This window comes from Streptomyces sp. NPDC056169 (assembly GCF_042268445.1).
Lineage (GTDB): Bacteria > Actinomycetota > Actinomycetes > Streptomycetales > Streptomycetaceae > Streptomyces.
In genome coordinates this window covers 348,300-364,420 of record NZ_JBHJUO010000007.1, presented here as the reverse complement: position 1 = coordinate 364,420, position 16,121 = coordinate 348,300, and the positions used below count along the sequence as shown (strand labels likewise).

The window sequence follows — 16,121 nt, the reverse complement described above, 5'->3', positions numbered from 1 at the left end:
AATGTGACCCAACCCCCTCTTGCGAAGCCCCGGGACGCCGCAGCACAGTGATGTATGCGCTTACAGACAGCGCATACATCCGGTCGGAGCTCAAGGAGGAGCCGTCCATGCATCGCGCCGCCAGAACCCTCACGGCAGCCATCGCCCTCGCGACGGCCTTCGGCATCACCGCCTGCGGATCCTCGTCGGGCGGCGGGGCCGCCGCCGACGAGAAGCAGACGCTCACCGTCTGGGCGATGGGTGCCGAGGGCGAGAAGCTCGGCGACGTGGCGAAGGAGTACCAGAAGGCCCACCCGAACGTGACCGTCCAGGTCACCCCCGTCGGCTGGGACGTCGCCCATCAGAAGCTGGTCTCCGCCGCCGCGGCCGGCACCCTCCCCGACGTGGCCCAGATGGGCGGCTCCTACCTGGGCGAGTTCGCCGAGCTCGGCGTCCTCGAACCCGTCGACACCCAGGCCTTCCACAAGGCCGACTTCTTCCCGGCCGGCTGGGAGCAGGGCGAGGTCGACGGCACCGCCTACGGCGTCCCCTGGTACGTCGACACCCGCGTCCTCTACTACCGCACCGACCTCGCCCAGAAGGCCGGCGTCGCCAAGGCCCCGGCCAACTGGTCCGACCTCCAGGCCGCCGCCACCGGCTACCAGAAGAAGGCCGGCACCAAGTGGGGCCTCTACGTCCAGGGGAACGGCCTCGACACCGTCCAGAGCTTCTACCCCTTCCTCTACTCCGCCGGCGGCGAGATCGTCGACAAGGACGGGAAGGCGGTCCTCGACAGCCCCGCCTCGGTCCGCGCCCTCAAGGAGTACGGCTCCTACTTCGACAAGGGCCTCACCAAGAAGAGCGTCCAGCCCGGCTACGACGTCCTGAAGGACTTCAACACCGGTGACGTCCCGATGTTCTTCTCCGGCCCCTGGATCATGTCGATCCTCAAGGAGCAGTACCCGCAGCTCGACGGCAAGTGGGCCGTCGGCCCCGTGCCCTCCGACAAGACGTCCGTCTCCATGGCCGGCGGGTCCAGCCTGGTGATCTCCAAGGACAGCGAGCACAAGGCCGCCGCCAAGGAGTTCATCCGCTACCTGACCGACGCCAAGGGCCAGGCCGACTGGTACGAGCGCACCAGCGACCTCCCCGCCAACACCGCCGCCTGGAAGACCGGCGCGCTGGCCGAGGACGCCGGCCTCCAGGTCTTCCGCAAGCAGATGGAGACGGCCAAGGTCTCCCCCGCCCTGCCCAAGTGGTCCGAGATCACCTCCAAGGTCGACGCGGCGATCGAGTCCGTCACCCAGGGCAAGGCTTCCGCCGAGGACGCCGCCGAGAAGGCGCAGTCCGAGGTCGAAGGCCTCGTGAAGTAGGAGACATGGGCACCACGACCGGACCGGCCGCCCGCGCGGCCAAGGGACAGAAGACCCCGGCGCCCGCCGTGCCGGGGGCCGCCGTGCCGGGGGCCGCCGTGCCGGGGGCCGCCGTGCCGGGGGCCGCGACGCCCCCGGCCGGCGGACCGGCCACGGCCGCCCGCTCCGGGCGCGGGCGCGGGAGGGCCTCGCTCGGCACGCAGAACCGCGCCGGCTGGCTGTTCTCCACTCCCTTCCTCGCTCTCTTCGCGGTCTTCATGGCGTTCCCGATCGTCGCCACGCTGGCGATGAGCTTCACCGACTTCGGGCTCCGCAACGTCACCCGCCCGTTCGAGGCGAACTTCGTCGGCTTCGAGAACTACGCCAAGCTGTTCGGCGACGAGAAGTTCCTCAAGTCGCTCTTCAACACGGCGTACTTCGTGGTGATCGGCGTCCCGCTGACCCTGCTGCTCGGTCTGGCCGTCGCCGTCCTCCTCAACAACGGCATCGACCGGGCGAGGACCTTCTTCCGGGTCGGCTTCTACGCCCCCGTGGTCACCACGATCGTCGCGGTGGCCGTGGTCTGGCGCTTCGTCCTGGACCCCTCCGACGGCCTGATCGCCGGGCTCCTCAGCGAAGTGGGGCTCACCTCCCCCGACTTCCTCGGTTCCGAGAAACTCGCCATGCCGTCGATGATCGTCATGGCCGTGTGGCGGAACACGGGCACGGTCATGGTGCTGATCATCGCCGGACTCCAGGCCATCCCGACCGAGGTCAGGGAGGCCGCCCGGCTCGACGGCGCCGGCGGCTGGCGGGAGTTCCGCCACATCACCGTCCCGCTGCTGCGGCCGACGCTGCTCTACGCCACGGTGATCACCACCATCGGCTACCTCAACGTCTTCGAGGAGCCCTTCGTGATGACGCAGGGCGGCCCGTCGGACTCCACCCTCACCGTCTCGCTCCACATGTACCGCGAGGGCTTCAACTTCTTCCACATGGGCTACGCGAGCGCGATGGCCTACGTGCTCTTCGTCGTGATCATGGCCGTCACGGTGCTCCAGCTCCGTCTGCTGAAGGACAACACCGAATGAGCCTCACCCGCGCCTCCGCGCCCGCCCCGGCCCCGGCCCCGGCCTCCCGGCTCAAGAAGTCCCTCGTCTATCTGCTGCTCTCCCTCGGCCTGCTCGTCTTCTCCGCCCCCTTCCTGTGGATGGCCCTCTCGGCCTTCAAGACCAGCAGCGAGCTGACGGCCAGTCCCCCGGTGTGGATCCCCACCGAGTGGACGCTCGACAACTTCTCGCGGCTGCTCGACAAGCTGGACCTGCCGCTGTACTTCATGAACTCGCTGATCGTGGCCGTGCTCGTCACCGTCGCGAACCTCGTCTTCTGCTCGATGCTCGGCTACGCCCTGGCCAAGCTGAGGTTCGCCGGCCGCAACAAGCTCTTCGGGCTCGTCCTCGGCGCCCTCATGGTGCCGGGCAATCTGATGCTGCTGCCGCTCTTCGTCCTGATGAGCAAGCTCCAGCTGATCGACACCTACGCGGGTCTGGTGCTGCCCTTCGCCGCCGGGGCCTTCGGGGTCTTCCTCATGCGCCAGTTCATGCAGTCGATCCCCGACGAGCTCATCGAAGCGGCCCGGATGGACGGGGCCCGCGAGTGGTACATCTTCTGGCGGATCGTGATGCCGCTGGTGAAACCGGCCCTCGCGACCCTGTCGATCTTCACGTTCCTCGGGTCCTGGAACAACTTCGTCTGGCCGCTGATCGCGACCAACGACCCCGACAAGTACACGCTTCCGGTGGCGCTGGCGACCTTCGCCACGGACCCCAACAAGTCGGCGGGCTCCAACGGCATGCTCATGGCCGGGTCTCTCCTGGTCGTCCTGCCGGTCCTGCTGCTCTTCCTCGTGATGCAGCGCCACTTCACCCAGGGCATCGCCACCGCCGGCATGAAGTAGCCGCCCCCTTCCGACGTACGCACATCCCCTCAGAGAGACATGCCGATGACGCACACCCCGTACCCGTTCCCCGAGGGCTTTCTGTGGGGCGCCTCGACCGCGGCCCACCAGATCGAGGGCAACAACACCAACAGCGACTGGTGGGTGAAGGAGCACACCGAGGGCACCCACATCCAGGAGCCGAGCCTCGACGCCGCCGACAGCTACCACCGCTGGCGCGAGGACATGGACCTGCTGGCCGAGCTCGGCTTCACCGACTACCGCTTCTCCGTCGAGTGGGCCCGCGTCGAGCCCGCCCCCGGCCGCTTCTCCCGGGCCGAACTGGCCCACTACCGCCGCATGGTGGACGGCGCCCTGGAGCGCGGTCTGCGCCCGATGGTCACCCTGCACCACTTCACCGTGCCCCAGTGGTTCGAGGAGCGCGGCGGCTGGACCGCCGAGGGGGCCGTGGAGCTCTTCGCCCGCTACGTCGCGGCGACCGCGCCCGTCATCGCCGAGGGCGTCGGCCACGTCTGCACCATCAACGAGCCCAACATGATCGCCGTGATGGCGGGGGCCGCCAAGGCCGGCGACATCGGCTTCCCCCCGGCCGGTCTGCCGACCCCCGACGAGGAGACCACGCGGGCCGTCATCGCCGCCCACCACGCGGCCGTCAAGGAGGTCAGGGCGATCAACCCCGACATCCAGGTCGGCTGGTCCATCGCGAACCAGGTCTACCAGGCCCTCCCCGGCGCCCAGGACGCCGCCGCCGCCTACCGCTACCCGCGCGAGGACGTCTTCATCGAGGCGGCCCGCGAGGACGACTGGATCGGCGTCCAGTCGTACACCCGGACCAAGATCGGCCCCGAGGGCCCGATCCCGGCGCCGGAGGACTGCGAGCGCACGCTGACGCAGTGGGAGTACTACCCGGCCGCGCTCGGCCACGCCCTGCGCCACACCGCCGACGTCGTCGGCGACGTCCCGTTGATCGTCACGGAGAACGGCATCGCCACCGCCGACGACAGCCGCCGCGTCGACTACACGACCGGGGCGCTCTCCGAGGTCGCCGCCGCCCTGGAGGACGGTCTCGACGTCCGCGGCTACCTGCACTGGAGCGCCCTGGACAACTACGAGTGGGGCTCCTTCAAGCCGACCTTCGGCCTGATCTCCTTCGACCCGGAGACCTTCGCGCGCACCGCCAAGCCCTCCGCCGTCTGGCTGGGCGGCCTCGGCCGCAGCCGGGAGCTGCCGCGCACGGACCGGCAGGCGGGCTGAGGCCCGGGGCGGCCGCACCGCCCCGGTCCTCCGAGCGCCCGGAGGCCCGGGAGCAACCACCACCAGACCCGGGAGCCGGCGGAACCTGACAGCCGCCGGCTCCCGTCACATCCGCAGTGGGGAGCTGGACCCTTCATGGATCGTCGTACGTTTCTGACCGCAGCGAGCACGGCCTGCTGCGGACGATGCTGCCGGAGCACGGCCAGGAGCAGGTTCCGGGCGGCGGCTACGAGACGATCGAGCATCTGAGCGCCGCCACCTGGTGCGGGGCCGGGGCCGGGCCGGGGCCGGGCCGGGGCCCGCTCAGTGCCAGTCCTCGCGGTAGGCCGCCCAGTCCCCTTCCTCCGCGGCGAAGTCGACGTACAGCGCGACGCCGAACCGCTCGCGGTCGTGGTCCGTGCGCCCGAGGCCGAGCCTCGTGCCGCGGATCGCGGCGGCGACGGTCTCCGCGTTCTCGTGGTGGCCGAGGTCGTCCTCGTGGAAGAAGGGGAGGCCCATCAGCAGGTCGGTGGATTCGGGTGTCACTTCGAGGGCGAGGCTCGTCTGCTGGGCGACGTAGCCGCCGTACAGGCCCTCCAGTGGCATCCACGTGTCGTACGACATGACGGCGATCTGGTCGACGCGCCGGGCGACCTGCCCGAAGAACTCCTGGGACCACCACTTCTCGCTGCCGCTGAGCGCGCCGTTCACCGAGTGCGCGGCCGGCACCGGGTCGATCTGGTGGGCGGCGACCGAGAGCGGCACCTTCCGGGCCCGGGTCAGCTCGCCGAGGTCGTCGAGGAGCGACAGGTAGTTCCCGTCGTCGGAGAGCAGCGGCTCCAGGTCGAAGTGGACCCCGTCGAAGCCGGCGTCCAGGATCTGCCGGGCCGAGGTGACCACGGCCGCCCGGGATTCGGCCTTGTCCAGGCGCAGCCCGTCGGGTCCCTCGGTGGCGAGGACGTCGCCCAGCCACGCCTGCACCCGTATCCCGGGCATCGTGCGGTGGACCGCGTCGATCAGCCACTTCGCCCGGGGGTACTTGGCCGCCGGCAGGGTGCCGTCGTGCCGCAGCGGTCCGGCGTGGACGTACAGGTCGCGGATCCCGGTGCCCTTGATCCGGGCCGCGAACGCCGCGAGGTCGGCGTCCTTCTTCCGCCCGTCGACCCAGGCGTGCCCGAGCCAGATGGCGTCCTTGCCCCGGGTCCGCGCGTCCTCCCTGACGTCGCCGGTGTAGTTGAGACGCAGCGCGACCGCTCCGGTGAGCAGGGGCAGGACGAGCACCAGGGCCAGTGCGAGGACGAACCAGCGCCCCCGCCGCCATATGCCTCTCAACCGTCGGTTCACCCGAGCCCCCCAAGAGCCGTCGTGTCACTGGGGCCACCGTAGAGGCGGCCACAGACAGTGACGTCGTAGGGGCTCGAACGGTTTCCGGACGGCGCCGGTCCGGTCGCGAAGGCTCATACCGGGACATAGCCTCCACTTTGTGACGCGAATAGCCACCCGAGCCCTTCTCGCGGTACTGGTGGCGGCGTGGTGGCTCATCGTGCCCGCCGTTCACGGTGCCCACGCCGACGATCCCGTCGCCCTGTCCCGCGAGGGGCAGATCACCGACCGGGTGGGAGCCCTCGGCGACCGCCGCCCCTCCGTGGTCCAGGCCCTCGACCGGCTCTACGACGACCGGCGGGTGCAGCTCTTCGTCGTGTACGTACGGGACTTCTCCGGGCGCTCGGGACAGAGCTGGGCCGACGCCACCGCGGAGCGCAACGGCCTCGGCGTCGAGGACCTGCTGCTCGCCGTCGCCACCCACGACCGGCAGTACGGCTACTCCGCCGACCCGGCCTCACGCTTCACCCAGGAGCAGCTGGACGACGTGGCCCGGACCGCGATCGAACCGGCCCTGCGGCAGAACGACTGGGCGGGCGCCGCCATCGGCGCGGCGAACGGCTACAACGCCGTCCTCGCCGGCCTGCCCGTCCCCACTCCGGCGATCACCCCCGGTCCCGCCGACCCCGGCACCGCGGCCGACGACGGCACCTCGGCGACCGACCTGGTCCTGCCGGTGGTGCTGGTCGGCGGCGCGGGGGCCGTGGCGGCCTACGCGTACACCAAACGGCGTCGGCGGACCGAGACCCGCACCACCCCGCAGGGCGGCCAGGGCTGGGGCGCGCCGAAGGAGCCCGCACCGCCGTCGCTGGAGGAGCTCGACGGTCAGGCCCGGCTGACGCTGGTCGCCACCGACGACGCCGTCCGCACCAGCCAGGAGGAGCTCGGCTTCGCGTCCGCCCAGTTCGGCGAGGAGGCGGTGCTGCCCTTCACCGAGGCGGTCGCCTTCGCCAAGGAGCAGCTGACGGCCGCCTTCCGGCTGCGGCAGAAGCTCGACGACTCGTTTCCCGAGGACGACTCGACCCGCCGGTCCATGCTCGACGAGATCCTTCGGCGCTGCGCCGAGGCCGACGCCCGTCTCGACGCCGAGAGCGAGGACTTCGACCGGCTCCGGGCCCTGGAGCGGACCGCTCCCGAGGCGCTGGCCACGGTCGAGGCCGCGTTCCGTGAGCAGACCGGGCGCATGGGGCTGGCCGAGGCGGCGCTGACCGCGATGCGCGAGCGGTACGCGGAATCGGCCGCGTCGCCCGTCGCGGGCGACATCGAGCAGGCGAAGGACCGGCTCGTGTTCGCGACGACCCACGTCAACCAGGCCCGCCAGCAGATCGACACCGGGGACAACGGCGCGGCGGCCGTGCACATCCGGGCGGCCGAGGGCGCCGTCGACCAGGCGGCCCGGCTCGTCGAGGCCGTGGACCGGCGGGCGCAGGAGCTGGCGGAGGCGGTGGGCAAGCTGCCGGGCGCGCTCTCCGAGACGGACGCGGACCTCGCGGACGCCCGCGGCCTGTTGAAGGGGACGGCCGAAGGGGTCTCCACCGCCGATCTCCAGGGCCGGATCGCCCGGGCCGAGTCGGTGGTCGCCGAGGTGCGGCGCGGGGTGGAGGCCGGGCGGTACGACCCGATCGGCGCGCTGCGCCGGGTCGAGGAGGCCGACGCGGCGCTCGACGAGGCGCTGGAGGGCGCGCGGGAGCGCGAGTCGGGCACGCGGCGCGCCCGTGCGCTCCTCGATCAGGCGATGCTGACGGCCCGTTCGGCGATCGGCGCGGCCGCGGATTACCTCACCACCCATCGGGGCGCCGTGGGCAGCGAGGCCCGTACGCGCCTGGCCGAGGCCCAGCGCCGCTGGGAGAAGGCGCGTGCGCTCGCCGACGCCGAAGACCCGCAGGCCGCGCTCGCGGAGGCTCAGCAGGCGGACGCGCTGGCCCGGCGTGCGCAGGAACTCGCCGAGCAGGACGTCCGGACGTATGGGAACCCGAACGGCTTGGGCGGTGTGACCGGGGTGGGGGGAAGCGGTGGCGGCGGGCTCGGCGGTGCGGTGCTCGGCGGCATCATCCTCGGCGGACTGTTCGGCGGGGGAAGGGGAGGCGGACACGGGGGGTTCGGTGGAGGTTCGGGTGGGGGCTTCGGGGGCGGAGGTTTCGGCGGCGGGCCCGGCAGTTTCGGCGGCAGTGGCACGCGCGGCCGGCGGGGCGGCGGCGGCCGGTTCTGAGGAGCGCGCGTTCCGCGTCCCCTTTTCCTTTTTCCTGTCCCTCTCCAAGGAGAAGAGCCATGAGCAAGCAGACCGTTCTCGGCCGGGTCACCCAGCTGGCGAAGGCCAACATCAACGCGCTGCTGGACCAGGCGGAGGATCCGCAGAAGATGCTGGACCAGCTGATCCGCGACTACTCGAGCAACATCTCGGAGGCGGAGGAGGCGGTGGCCGCGACGATCGGCAACCTCCGGCTGATGGAGCAGGACCATCAGGAGGACGTGGACGCCGCGAAGGAGTGGGGCGGCAAGGCGCTGGCGGCCAGCCGGAAGGCGGACGAGCTGCGGGCCGGCGGGCAGGCCGCGGAGGCGGACCGGTTCGACAATCTGGCGAAGGTGGCGCTGGGCCGCCAGCTCCAGTCGGAGAAGGAGGCGCGGACGGCGGAGCCGACGATCGCCTCGCAGACCGAGGTGGTGGACAAGCTGCGGACCGGCCTCGACCAGATGAAGGCGAAGCTCGGCGAGCTCCGGGCGAAGCGCGACGAGCTGGTCGCGCGAGCCAAGTCGGCGCAGGCGCAGAACCGCATGATGGACGCGGTGAAGGGCATCGACGTCCTCGACCCGACGAGCGAGCTGAGCCGCTTCGAGGACAAGGTGCGCCGGGAGGAGGCGAAGGCGATGGGCAAGCAGGAGCTCGCCGCCTCCTCCCTGGACGCCCAGTTCGAGCAGTTGGACGCGCTCGGCGACAGCGCGGAGATCGAGGCCCGGCTGGCCGCGCTCAAGGCCTGATCCGGTCCTGGCTCGGGCGGGCGGGCGGTGCGGTGCGCCGCCGCCCGCCGTGGACGGCGTCCGTCAGAACATGCTGAGGAGCTGTTCCACCGTGGGTTCGGCCGTCCCCTCGCCGTCCGGCAGGGCCAGTTCGAACCAGACGGTCTTGCCGCGCGGGGTGCGCCGGGATCCCCAGGAGGAGCTGAGCAGCCCGACCAGCTGGAGGCCGCGACCGCCCTCGTCGGTGTCCCGGGCCCGTCGGCGGCGCGGCTGGACCAGGCCCGCGTCCCAGACCTCGCAGACGAGGGTGCGGTCGCGCAGCAGGCGCAGGCGGATCTCTCCCTCGCCGTAGCGCAGCGCGTTGGTGACGAGCTCGCTGACGAGGAGTTCGACGGTGTCGACGAGGGGTTCGAGGTCCCAGGCCTTCAGCTGGGTGCGGGCCAGTTCGCGGGCCCGGCCGACCGAGCGGGGCTCCCTGGGCAGCCGCCAGTCGCCCACGGCCTCGCTGGGCAGGCCCTGGATCCTGGCCATCAGGAGGGCGATGTCGTCCTCGCCGTGGCCGGTGTCCAGGCTGGTCAGGACCCGGTCGCAGACGTCTTCGAGCGGGCGGGCCGGATCGGTGAGGGCGCGCCGGAAGGCGCTGAGCCCCTCGTCCAGGGGATGGTCGCGGGACTCGACGAGCCCGTCGGTGTAGAGGGCGAGGAGGGCGCCCTCGGGCAGTTCGACCTCGACCTCCTCGAAGGGCTCGCCGCCGACCCCGAGCGGCATCCCGGGGGGTACGTCGAGCAGCAGGGCCTCCTCGCCGGGTTCGACGAGCACGGGCGGGAGGTGGCCGGCGTTGGCGAAGGTGCAGCGGCGGGTGACCGGGTCGTACACCGCGTAGACGCAGGTGGCGAGGTAGACCTCGGAGAGTTCGGGGCCGCGGGACTTGTGGGTGCGGGACTGCTGGGTGCCGATGGGGGCGCCGAGACCGCGGGCGATCTCGTCGAGGTGGGAGAGGACCTCGGCGGGCTCCAGGTCGAGCTGGGCGAGGGTGCGGACGGCGGTGCGCAGTTCGCCCATGGCGACGGCGGCGCGCAGGCCGCGGCCCATGACGTCGCCGATGACGAGGGCGGTGCGGTGGCCGGGCAGTTCGATGACGTCGAACCAGTCGCCGCCGACCTCGGTGGCGGTGGTGCCGGGGAGGTAGCGGCAGGCGATGTCGAGTCCCGCGGCCTCGGGGTCGCCGGGCGGGAGGAGGCTGCGCTGGAGGATGAGGGCCCGCTCGTGCTCGCGGCGGTAGAGCCGGGCGTTGTCGATGCAGACGGCGGCGCGGGCCGCGAGTTCGACGGCGAGGGCCCGGTCGCGCTCCCCGAAGGGTTCGCTGCCCTTGGTCCGGGAGAACTGGACGAGGCCGACGACGGTGTCGTGGGCGACCATCGGGACGACCAGCGTGGACTGGACGAGGTCGCCGTCGGCGCCCGGCACCGTCCGGATCCGACCGGTCCGCAGCGCTCCCGCGCACGGCGAGTTGAACGGGTAGCGGTGGACGGCCCCGACCTCGATCGGTACGGGTCCGCAACAGCCGCTGCCCGCCCCCTGGCCCTCGTCGGTTCTGAGGGGCGTGTCGGCGACGGCGCTGGCGAAGGCGACCCTGCGGAGCTCGGCGCTGCCCGCCCCGTAGCCGACGTCGTGGGAGCTGCCCCACCGGCCGGGCGGTGCTTCGTCCCCGGTGAGCAGGCCTTGGTAGAGGTCGACGGAGGCGAGGTCGCAGAAGCCGGGGACGGCGACGTCGAGGAGCTCGCGGGCGGTGGCCTCCAGGTCGAGGGAGTTGCCGATGCGGGCGCCGGCCTCGTTGAGGAGGGCGAGGTTGCGGCGGGCGCTCGCGGCTTCGCGGGCGGCGTTGTGGCGGCGGGTGACGTCGATGCCGAGGCCGGCGACGCCGACCGGCCGGCCGGAGCCGCTGTGCACGCGGTAGAGGTTGATGGACCAGTGGCGGCGGTCCCGGGCGCCGGGGGCGGCGCCGATGATCTGGAAGTCGGTGACGGACTCGCCCGTCTCCAGGACCCGCCGGAGGGCGGCGGTCATCCGGTCGGCCTCGGACCGGGCGAGGTAGTCGTGGACGGTCCGGCCGCGGTGGTCGTCGGCCGAGCCGCCGAAGACGGTGGCGAAGCGCTGGTTGGCCCGTTTCACGGTGAGGTCGGTGCCGAAGAGGAGGAAGCCGAAGGGAGATTGACCGAAAATCGCCTGGGAGGCGGCGAGGTCCGTCTCGATGCGGCGCAGGGCGCGCACATCGACGACGATGCACAGCGCGGCCCGCTCGCCGGTCTCGGTCTCGCTCGGCATGACGTACATCTCGGCGATGCCGTGCGGATGTTCCTCGCCCGGCATGCGGAAGGGGACGAGGCCCGTCCATTCCTTGCCGTCGAGGATCTCCTTGACCCGCCTGTGACCGCGCTCGCGCAGGTCGGCGGGCATGAAGGCCTCGACCGGGTCCTTGCCCCTGGCCTCTTCGGCGGTCACGCCGAAGAGGTCCACGGCTCGCCTGCTCCACTGCTCGACGAGGCCGTCGGGCCCGATCGAGAAGGACGCGACCCGGATGTAGTCATAGATGGAGCCGGGCGGGCTGCTCTGCCACACGAAGCCGCTCGCCGTCTCGGATATCTCGCTCACGCGACCGTCCCCTCCAGCTCACCGCACCGGACCGGCCATGCCCGCAGTATTCAATACGGCAGGCCCCGACGGCACGACGTTCACGATCACAGGGTGGTCTCGTTCGCTTCGGACCGAGTGTCGGTGATCGTTGTCCCACCCTGTTTACTCACCAGGGAGAGCCAGCTCGAACCATACGGTTTTGCCCGTACTTCCTTTACGGGTCCCCCAGCGCCGTGCGGAACAGGCCACGAGTCCGAGTCCGCGGCCCCCTTCGTCCTCCGGTCCCGCGGGTCTCTCCGTCGGGGGATCCGGAAGTGGATCCGAAACCTCCACGAGCAGCGCGGAGTGCGGGGCGGGTCCGGCGCCGTCGGAGCGGGGGCGGACCAGGCGGACGCCGATCGGCCCGGAGGCGTATCGCAGGGAGTTGGTCACCAGCTCGCTGACCAGCAGGACGGTCACATCACCGAGGGCCGCGTCGAGCTCCCAGGCCCTCAGGGTCTCGCGCACCGCGTGACGGGCGGTGCGCACGGCATTGGCCTCTGCCGGGAAGTGCCACTCGGCACAGTCGCCGTCGGTGTCGATCACACCCGATCACTTCCCCAGCCGTGTGTCAGCAGGAAGGCCCGCGTCCCCTTCCAGGGGATCAATCAGGACATACCCGATATTTGGTGCGGGATATCGTGTCGGGCGCAGCCGTGGGCGCACGGTGGCACGAACGGCGTAGAGACTCAGTCGCGCGCTCCGTCGACAGGAGCCGGCGGGAGCCTCAGAGCGGCCTCGGCGACGGCCGGGCGGTCCTGGTCGAGCCAGTCGACCGAGTCCAGCTCGTGCCGGGAGAGCCAGCGCAGCTCGTCGTGGTCCTCCAGCGGGCGCGGTTCGCCGGAGAGCAGCCGGGCGGTCCACACCCACAGGACGTATCCGGGCTTCAGCGGCCACTCGCCGGGGATGCGCTCGCCCGGCTCCGTCTCGACGCCGAGCTCCTCGCGCAACTCTCTGACCAGGGCCTCTTCGGGGCTCTCGCCCGGTTCGAGCTTGCCGCCGGGGAGTTCCCAGCGGCCGGCGAGCTCGGCGGGGGCGCTGCGGCGGGCGGCGAGCAGGCACCCCCGGTCGTACACGGCCCCCGCGACGACGACCACGACACCGGGGTCGGTGCCATGGGGCGCGGTGGGGCCGGTGGGGTCGGTGGTGCGTTCCGTCATGGGCGCGAGCGTAGCCCGGGCCGGACGGCGCCCGCCGGACTCAGAGGGCCGGGGTGCCGATGCGCTCGACCCAGTAGAGCTGCCGGTGACCGCGGTCGTCGAGGCTGTCCGCGATCTTCTGGGCTTCGTCCTTGGTCGCATACCGCCCTACGCGGTAGCGGTTGCCGTTGTCGTCCTGCCGTATGACAAGCCAGGGAAGATCGGCGCCGCTGTCGCTCATCAGGCTTCTCCCTCCGCCGGTCCGGGCATCTCCAACGATCTCCAGGAAACCGCAATCCGCATATGCCGGAGCTTACGCCTGACCTTCACACAGCGGATATGAGTTTTCACAAAGAGATACGGATCGGCCGGTAACCGACGGAGGGAGGCCGAAGCTACGCGCCGGGGGCAGCCCGGGGAACGGTCGGCAGTGGCAGCAGGACGGGGGCGCCGGCGCCCTCGGGCTCCTTGCGGCAGACGTCGCCGCACTCGGCGTCGAGCGAGCAGCAGAGGGAGCAGACGGGGCCGGACCGCACCGGGCAGTCGGCGATGTCGGGCAGCTCGTACGCCGTCTCGCACTCCGCGCAGGTGTGGGTCGCCCGCTCGTCGGCCACCGCCGCGTCCGGTCCGTTCACCGGGTTCGGGCGGGCCAGGTAGTACCGGCCCTTGGTCGCCCAGGCGATCAGCGGGCAGAGGACGAGGGCGAGGGCGGCGGCGATGAACGTGGAGAACGCCTCCGCGTACGTACCGAAGAGACCGAAGAAGGCGAGGATCGAGACGGCCGAGGCGATGACCATGGCGCCGAAGCCGGCCGGGTTCACGGCGTACAGATAGGCGCGCTTGAACTCGATGTACGGGGGACTCCAGCCGGCCCTCTTGTTGATGACGAGGTCGGCGGCGACGGCGACGATCCAGGCGATGCCGACGTTGGAGTAGAACCCGAGCAGCTTGTTGAGGGCCGCGAACATGTTCATCTCCATCAGCGTCAGCGCGATGGCGAGGTTGAGGAAGATGTACCAGACGCGGCCGGGGTGGCGGTGGGTGACGCGGGAGAAGAAGTTCGACCAGGACAGCGATCCGCTGTAGGCGTTGGTGACGTTGATCTTGATCTGGGAGACGATCACGAAGACCGCGGCCGCGGGCAGGGCGAAGGAGCCCAGCCAGGGCTTGAGCGCTTCGATCTGCGGGGCGATCGGCTCCAGGGCGTGGGTCTTGCCGACGGCCTCCAGGGCGACGAACGCGAGGAAGGCGCCGCCGAGCTGCTTGGCCGCGCCGATGACGACCCAGCCGGGTCCGGCGGCGAGCACGGCGAGGTTCCACCGGCGCTTGTTGGCCTCCGTCTTCGCGGGCATGAAGCGCAGATAGTCGGCCTGCTCGCCGATCTGCGCGATCAGGGAGAGCGCGACGCCCGTGCCGAGGCCGAAGCCGATCCACGAGAAGCCCGCGCCGGCCCCCTCCGTACCGCCGAAGGAGCCGAAGGCGCCCCAGGCGTCGGGGGCCTCGAAGGCCAGGACGGCGAAGGGCAGCACCAGGCCGATGAGCCAGATCGGCTGGGTCCAGGCCTGCACCTTGGCCAGCGCGCCCATCCCGCGGAAGACGATCGGGATGACGATCAGCGTCGTGACCAGGTAGCCGATCTCGACGGGGAGACCGACGGCCTGGTGCATGGCCTGGGCCATGATCGAGCCTTCGAGCGCGAAGAAGATGAAGGTGAAGGAGGCGTAGATCAGGGAGGTCAGCGTGGAGCCGAAGTAGCCGAAGCCGGCGCCCCGGGTGATCAGGTCCATGTCCAGGCCGTACTTCGCGCAGGCCCGGGCGATGGGGATGCCGGTGAGGAAGATGATCGCGGCGGCGGTGAGGATCGAGGCGAGGCCGCTGCCGAAGCCGTAGGTGAAGACGATCGAGGCGCCGATCGCGAAGTCGGCGAGGTAGGCGATGCCGCCGAGGGCCGTGCCGGCCACGGTGGCGGGCGACCAGCGCCGGAAGGAGTGCGGTGCGTAGCGCAGCGAGTAGTCCTCGCGGCTCTCGTCCGCGGCCAGCTTCGCGTAGCTGCGGCGGGGCCCGGGCGGCGGCGTGACCTCGTCCGGCACCTGGAGGGTCTGGGAGGTGCCCCCACCCGGCTCCGGGGTGGGTGTGGTGACCGTGTCCGTCATGAGGGCTCCTGTCGTCCGACCGGATCGCGGGTACGGAGCAGGAAGGTAGGAGCCGGGCATGACGACTTGTCGCGGTCCGCGATTGCCGGGCGGTTACGCGGACTGACGCCCCGTTAACTCCCGGTCAAGCGGCCCGGACAGCCGGGTCCGCTCACCGGTCGGCAGGACATCCGCGGACCCGGCACGCCGGGGCAGGGCCCGACCGACCCCGACAGGCAGGACACCCCGGGCAGGACCCCCGGGCAGGACACCCTGGGCAGGACCCCCGGGCAGGACACCCCTCAGCGAACCGGCAGGTGGTAGGAGATGCGGTAGCGGTCGGCCGGGACCACGACGTCCGCCGTCTCGACGGCCCGTCCCGACGCGTAGTACGTCCGCTCGACGACCATGACCACATGGCCCGGCACCCCGCCGAGCGCGAGGAGCTCCTCGGCGAGGCCGGGGCGGGCGCCGACCTCCTCCACCACGTTGTCCACGACCACGTCGATGGCGGCCATCCGCTCGACGACGCCGCAGCCTCCCAGCGGGCCCTCCTCGGGCAGCATCACCGGTGTCCGGCCGGTGACCGCGAGCGGCTCCCAGGAGGTGGAGACCATCATGGGCTCGCCCCCGTCCCGGTAGACGTACCGCGTGCGCATCACGCGCTCCCCCGGCTCGATGTCGAGCCGGGCGGCCACCTCGGCGCTCGCCGGCTCCTGCTCGCTGCGCGACTCCCAGGTCCCCCGGGCCCCCTCGGCCGCCTGCTCCTGCCGGAACGGGGTGGCTCCGGACGCCGGACGGTAGCCCGAGCGGGCGATCCTGCGCGGCACCGGGCGCTCCCGCACGTACGTCCCCGAGCCGGAGCGGCCCTCCACGAGCCCCTCGGCCATGAGCACCTTGCGGGCCTCCAGCGCGACGGTGTCCGACACCCCGTACTCCTCGCGGATGCGCGCCTGCGACGGGAGACGGGTGTGCGGCGGAAGCGAGCCGTTGGCGATCTTCTCCCGCAGATCGCTCGCCACGCGCAAGTAGGCGGGCTGCTCACCGAATGTCACTGGACACTCCCCTCAGGTTGACTGTCAGCTACAGACTGACAACCGACGGTCGCAATCCGCAAGCATGGGCCAAAGTTTCACTCGAAGTGATGACGCGCCGGTCGCAGGCCTTGCTACCCACGGTCACCGCGAGTAGGCGCCGCCGGACCCCCGTCGCGCCCCCGCCTCGCCCCCATCCCGCCCCCACCGCACCTCTTGACCTTTATTGGTACAGACCAATACGTTCCTGCCTGCACGCTCCACCTCGCACGCTCCACCTCGCA

At 71.5% G+C, this 16,121-nt stretch carries 13 protein-coding genes; 6 read left to right on the top strand and 7 right to left on the bottom strand.

Translation table 11 applies throughout. The annotated features are described in order from the left end of the window. Nucleotides 1-107: 107 nt before the first annotated feature. From ACFC0G_RS14185 to ACFC0G_RS14170, 4 genes are read left to right on the top strand one after another with little or no spacing between them, the layout of a single operon-like run. A complete protein-coding gene (locus ACFC0G_RS14185) occupies nucleotides 108-1,352 on the top strand; it encodes a sugar ABC transporter substrate-binding protein (protein WP_376402317.1) in 1,245 nt (414 codons plus the stop codon). Between the two features lie 5 nt (nucleotides 1,353-1,357). After that, nucleotides 1,358-2,422, top strand: coding sequence for an ABC transporter permease subunit (locus ACFC0G_RS14180; protein ID WP_376402314.1), 1,065 nt, complete (start codon nucleotides 1,358-1,360; stop codon nucleotides 2,420-2,422). Continuing rightward, the gene (locus ACFC0G_RS14175) at nucleotides 2,419-3,288 is read left to right on the top strand and encodes a carbohydrate ABC transporter permease (protein ID WP_376402311.1); all 870 of its coding nucleotides are present in this window, start codon (nucleotides 2,419-2,421) and stop codon (nucleotides 3,286-3,288) included. Before ACFC0G_RS14180 ends, ACFC0G_RS14175 begins: the two co-directional genes overlap by 4 nt. Nucleotides 3,289-3,333: 45 nt before the next feature. Then, nucleotides 3,334-4,542 carry a glycoside hydrolase family 1 protein gene (locus ACFC0G_RS14170; RefSeq protein WP_376402308.1) on the top strand — a complete coding sequence of 403 codons (1,209 nt, stop codon included), beginning with the start codon at nucleotides 3,334-3,336 and terminating at the stop codon, nucleotides 4,540-4,542. Between the two features lie 303 nt (nucleotides 4,543-4,845). Here the strand turns inward: ACFC0G_RS14170 and ACFC0G_RS14165 are convergent, their stop codons facing one another. Beyond that, nucleotides 4,846-5,853, bottom strand: a complete 1,008-nt coding sequence (locus ACFC0G_RS14165; RefSeq protein ID WP_376402306.1) for a hypothetical protein — start codon at nucleotides 5,851-5,853, stop codon at nucleotides 4,846-4,848. A gap of 151 nt (nucleotides 5,854-6,004) precedes the next feature. On the opposite strand from ACFC0G_RS14165, the gene ACFC0G_RS14160 reads away from it, so the two are divergent. Both ACFC0G_RS14160 and ACFC0G_RS14155 read left to right on the top strand, forming a co-directional pair. Beyond that, nucleotides 6,005-8,113 carry a TPM domain-containing protein gene (locus tag ACFC0G_RS14160; RefSeq protein ID WP_376402303.1) on the top strand — a complete coding sequence of 703 codons (2,109 nt, stop codon included), beginning with the start codon at nucleotides 6,005-6,007 and terminating at the stop codon, nucleotides 8,111-8,113. A gap of 59 nt (nucleotides 8,114-8,172) precedes the next feature. Next, a complete protein-coding gene (locus ACFC0G_RS14155; protein WP_376402300.1) occupies nucleotides 8,173-8,880 on the top strand; it encodes a PspA/IM30 family protein in 708 nt (235 codons plus the stop codon). A gap of 63 nt (nucleotides 8,881-8,943) precedes the next feature. Here ACFC0G_RS14155 and ACFC0G_RS14150 read toward each other — a convergent pair whose 3' ends face one another. The 6 genes from ACFC0G_RS14150 to ACFC0G_RS14125 all read right to left on the bottom strand — a co-directional run bounded on the left by ACFC0G_RS14150 (nucleotide 8,944) and on the right by ACFC0G_RS14125 (nucleotide 15,858). Continuing rightward, complete coding sequence (locus ACFC0G_RS14150; protein WP_376402297.1) at nucleotides 8,944-11,511, bottom strand: SpoIIE family protein phosphatase; 2,568 nt, start codon at nucleotides 11,509-11,511, stop codon at nucleotides 8,944-8,946. A gap of 144 nt (nucleotides 11,512-11,655) precedes the next feature. Next, nucleotides 11,656-12,078, bottom strand: coding sequence for an ATP-binding protein (locus ACFC0G_RS14145; protein ID WP_376402295.1), 423 nt, complete (start codon nucleotides 12,076-12,078; stop codon nucleotides 11,656-11,658). Between the two features lie 143 nt (nucleotides 12,079-12,221). Beyond that, nucleotides 12,222-12,692 (bottom strand): (deoxy)nucleoside triphosphate pyrophosphohydrolase, encoded by a 471-nt coding sequence (locus tag ACFC0G_RS14140; RefSeq protein WP_376402292.1) that lies wholly within the window; start codon nucleotides 12,690-12,692, stop codon nucleotides 12,222-12,224. A gap of 40 nt (nucleotides 12,693-12,732) precedes the next feature. Next, nucleotides 12,733-12,912, bottom strand: coding sequence for an SPOR domain-containing protein (locus tag ACFC0G_RS14135; protein WP_376402289.1), 180 nt, complete (start codon nucleotides 12,910-12,912; stop codon nucleotides 12,733-12,735). Between the two features lie 154 nt (nucleotides 12,913-13,066). After that, complete coding sequence (locus ACFC0G_RS14130; protein ID WP_376402286.1) at nucleotides 13,067-14,824, bottom strand: purine-cytosine permease family protein; 1,758 nt, start codon at nucleotides 14,822-14,824, stop codon at nucleotides 13,067-13,069. A gap of 281 nt (nucleotides 14,825-15,105) precedes the next feature. After that, nucleotides 15,106-15,858: a GntR family transcriptional regulator gene (locus ACFC0G_RS14125; protein ID WP_024760850.1), complete on the bottom strand. Its 753-nt coding sequence runs from the start codon at nucleotides 15,856-15,858 to the stop codon at nucleotides 15,106-15,108. Between the last annotated feature and the right edge of the window lie 263 nt (nucleotides 15,859-16,121).

Excerpts from the sequence above, each read along its gene's own strand:
- ACFC0G_RS14185 (WP_376402317.1), top strand. The coding sequence starts at position 108 with ATGCATCGCGCCGCCAGAACCCTCACGGCAGCCATCGCCCTCGCGACG.
- ACFC0G_RS14180 (WP_376402314.1), top strand. The coding sequence starts at position 1,358 with ATGGGCACCACGACCGGACCGGCCGCCCGCGCGGCCAAGGGACAGAAG.
- ACFC0G_RS14175 (WP_376402311.1), top strand. The coding sequence starts at position 2,419 with ATGAGCCTCACCCGCGCCTCCGCGCCCGCCCCGGCCCCGGCCCCGGCC.
- ACFC0G_RS14170 (WP_376402308.1), top strand. The coding sequence starts at position 3,334 with ATGACGCACACCCCGTACCCGTTCCCCGAGGGCTTTCTGTGGGGCGCC.
- ACFC0G_RS14155 (WP_376402300.1), top strand. The coding sequence starts at position 8,173 with ATGAGCAAGCAGACCGTTCTCGGCCGGGTCACCCAGCTGGCGAAGGCC.
- ACFC0G_RS14140 (WP_376402292.1), bottom strand. The coding sequence starts at position 12,692 with ATGACGGAACGCACCACCGACCCCACCGGCCCCACCGCGCCCCATGGC.
- ACFC0G_RS14135 (WP_376402289.1), bottom strand. The coding sequence starts at position 12,912 with ATGAGCGACAGCGGCGCCGATCTTCCCTGGCTTGTCATACGGCAGGAC.
- ACFC0G_RS14130 (WP_376402286.1), bottom strand. The coding sequence starts at position 14,824 with ATGACGGACACGGTCACCACACCCACCCCGGAGCCGGGTGGGGGCACC.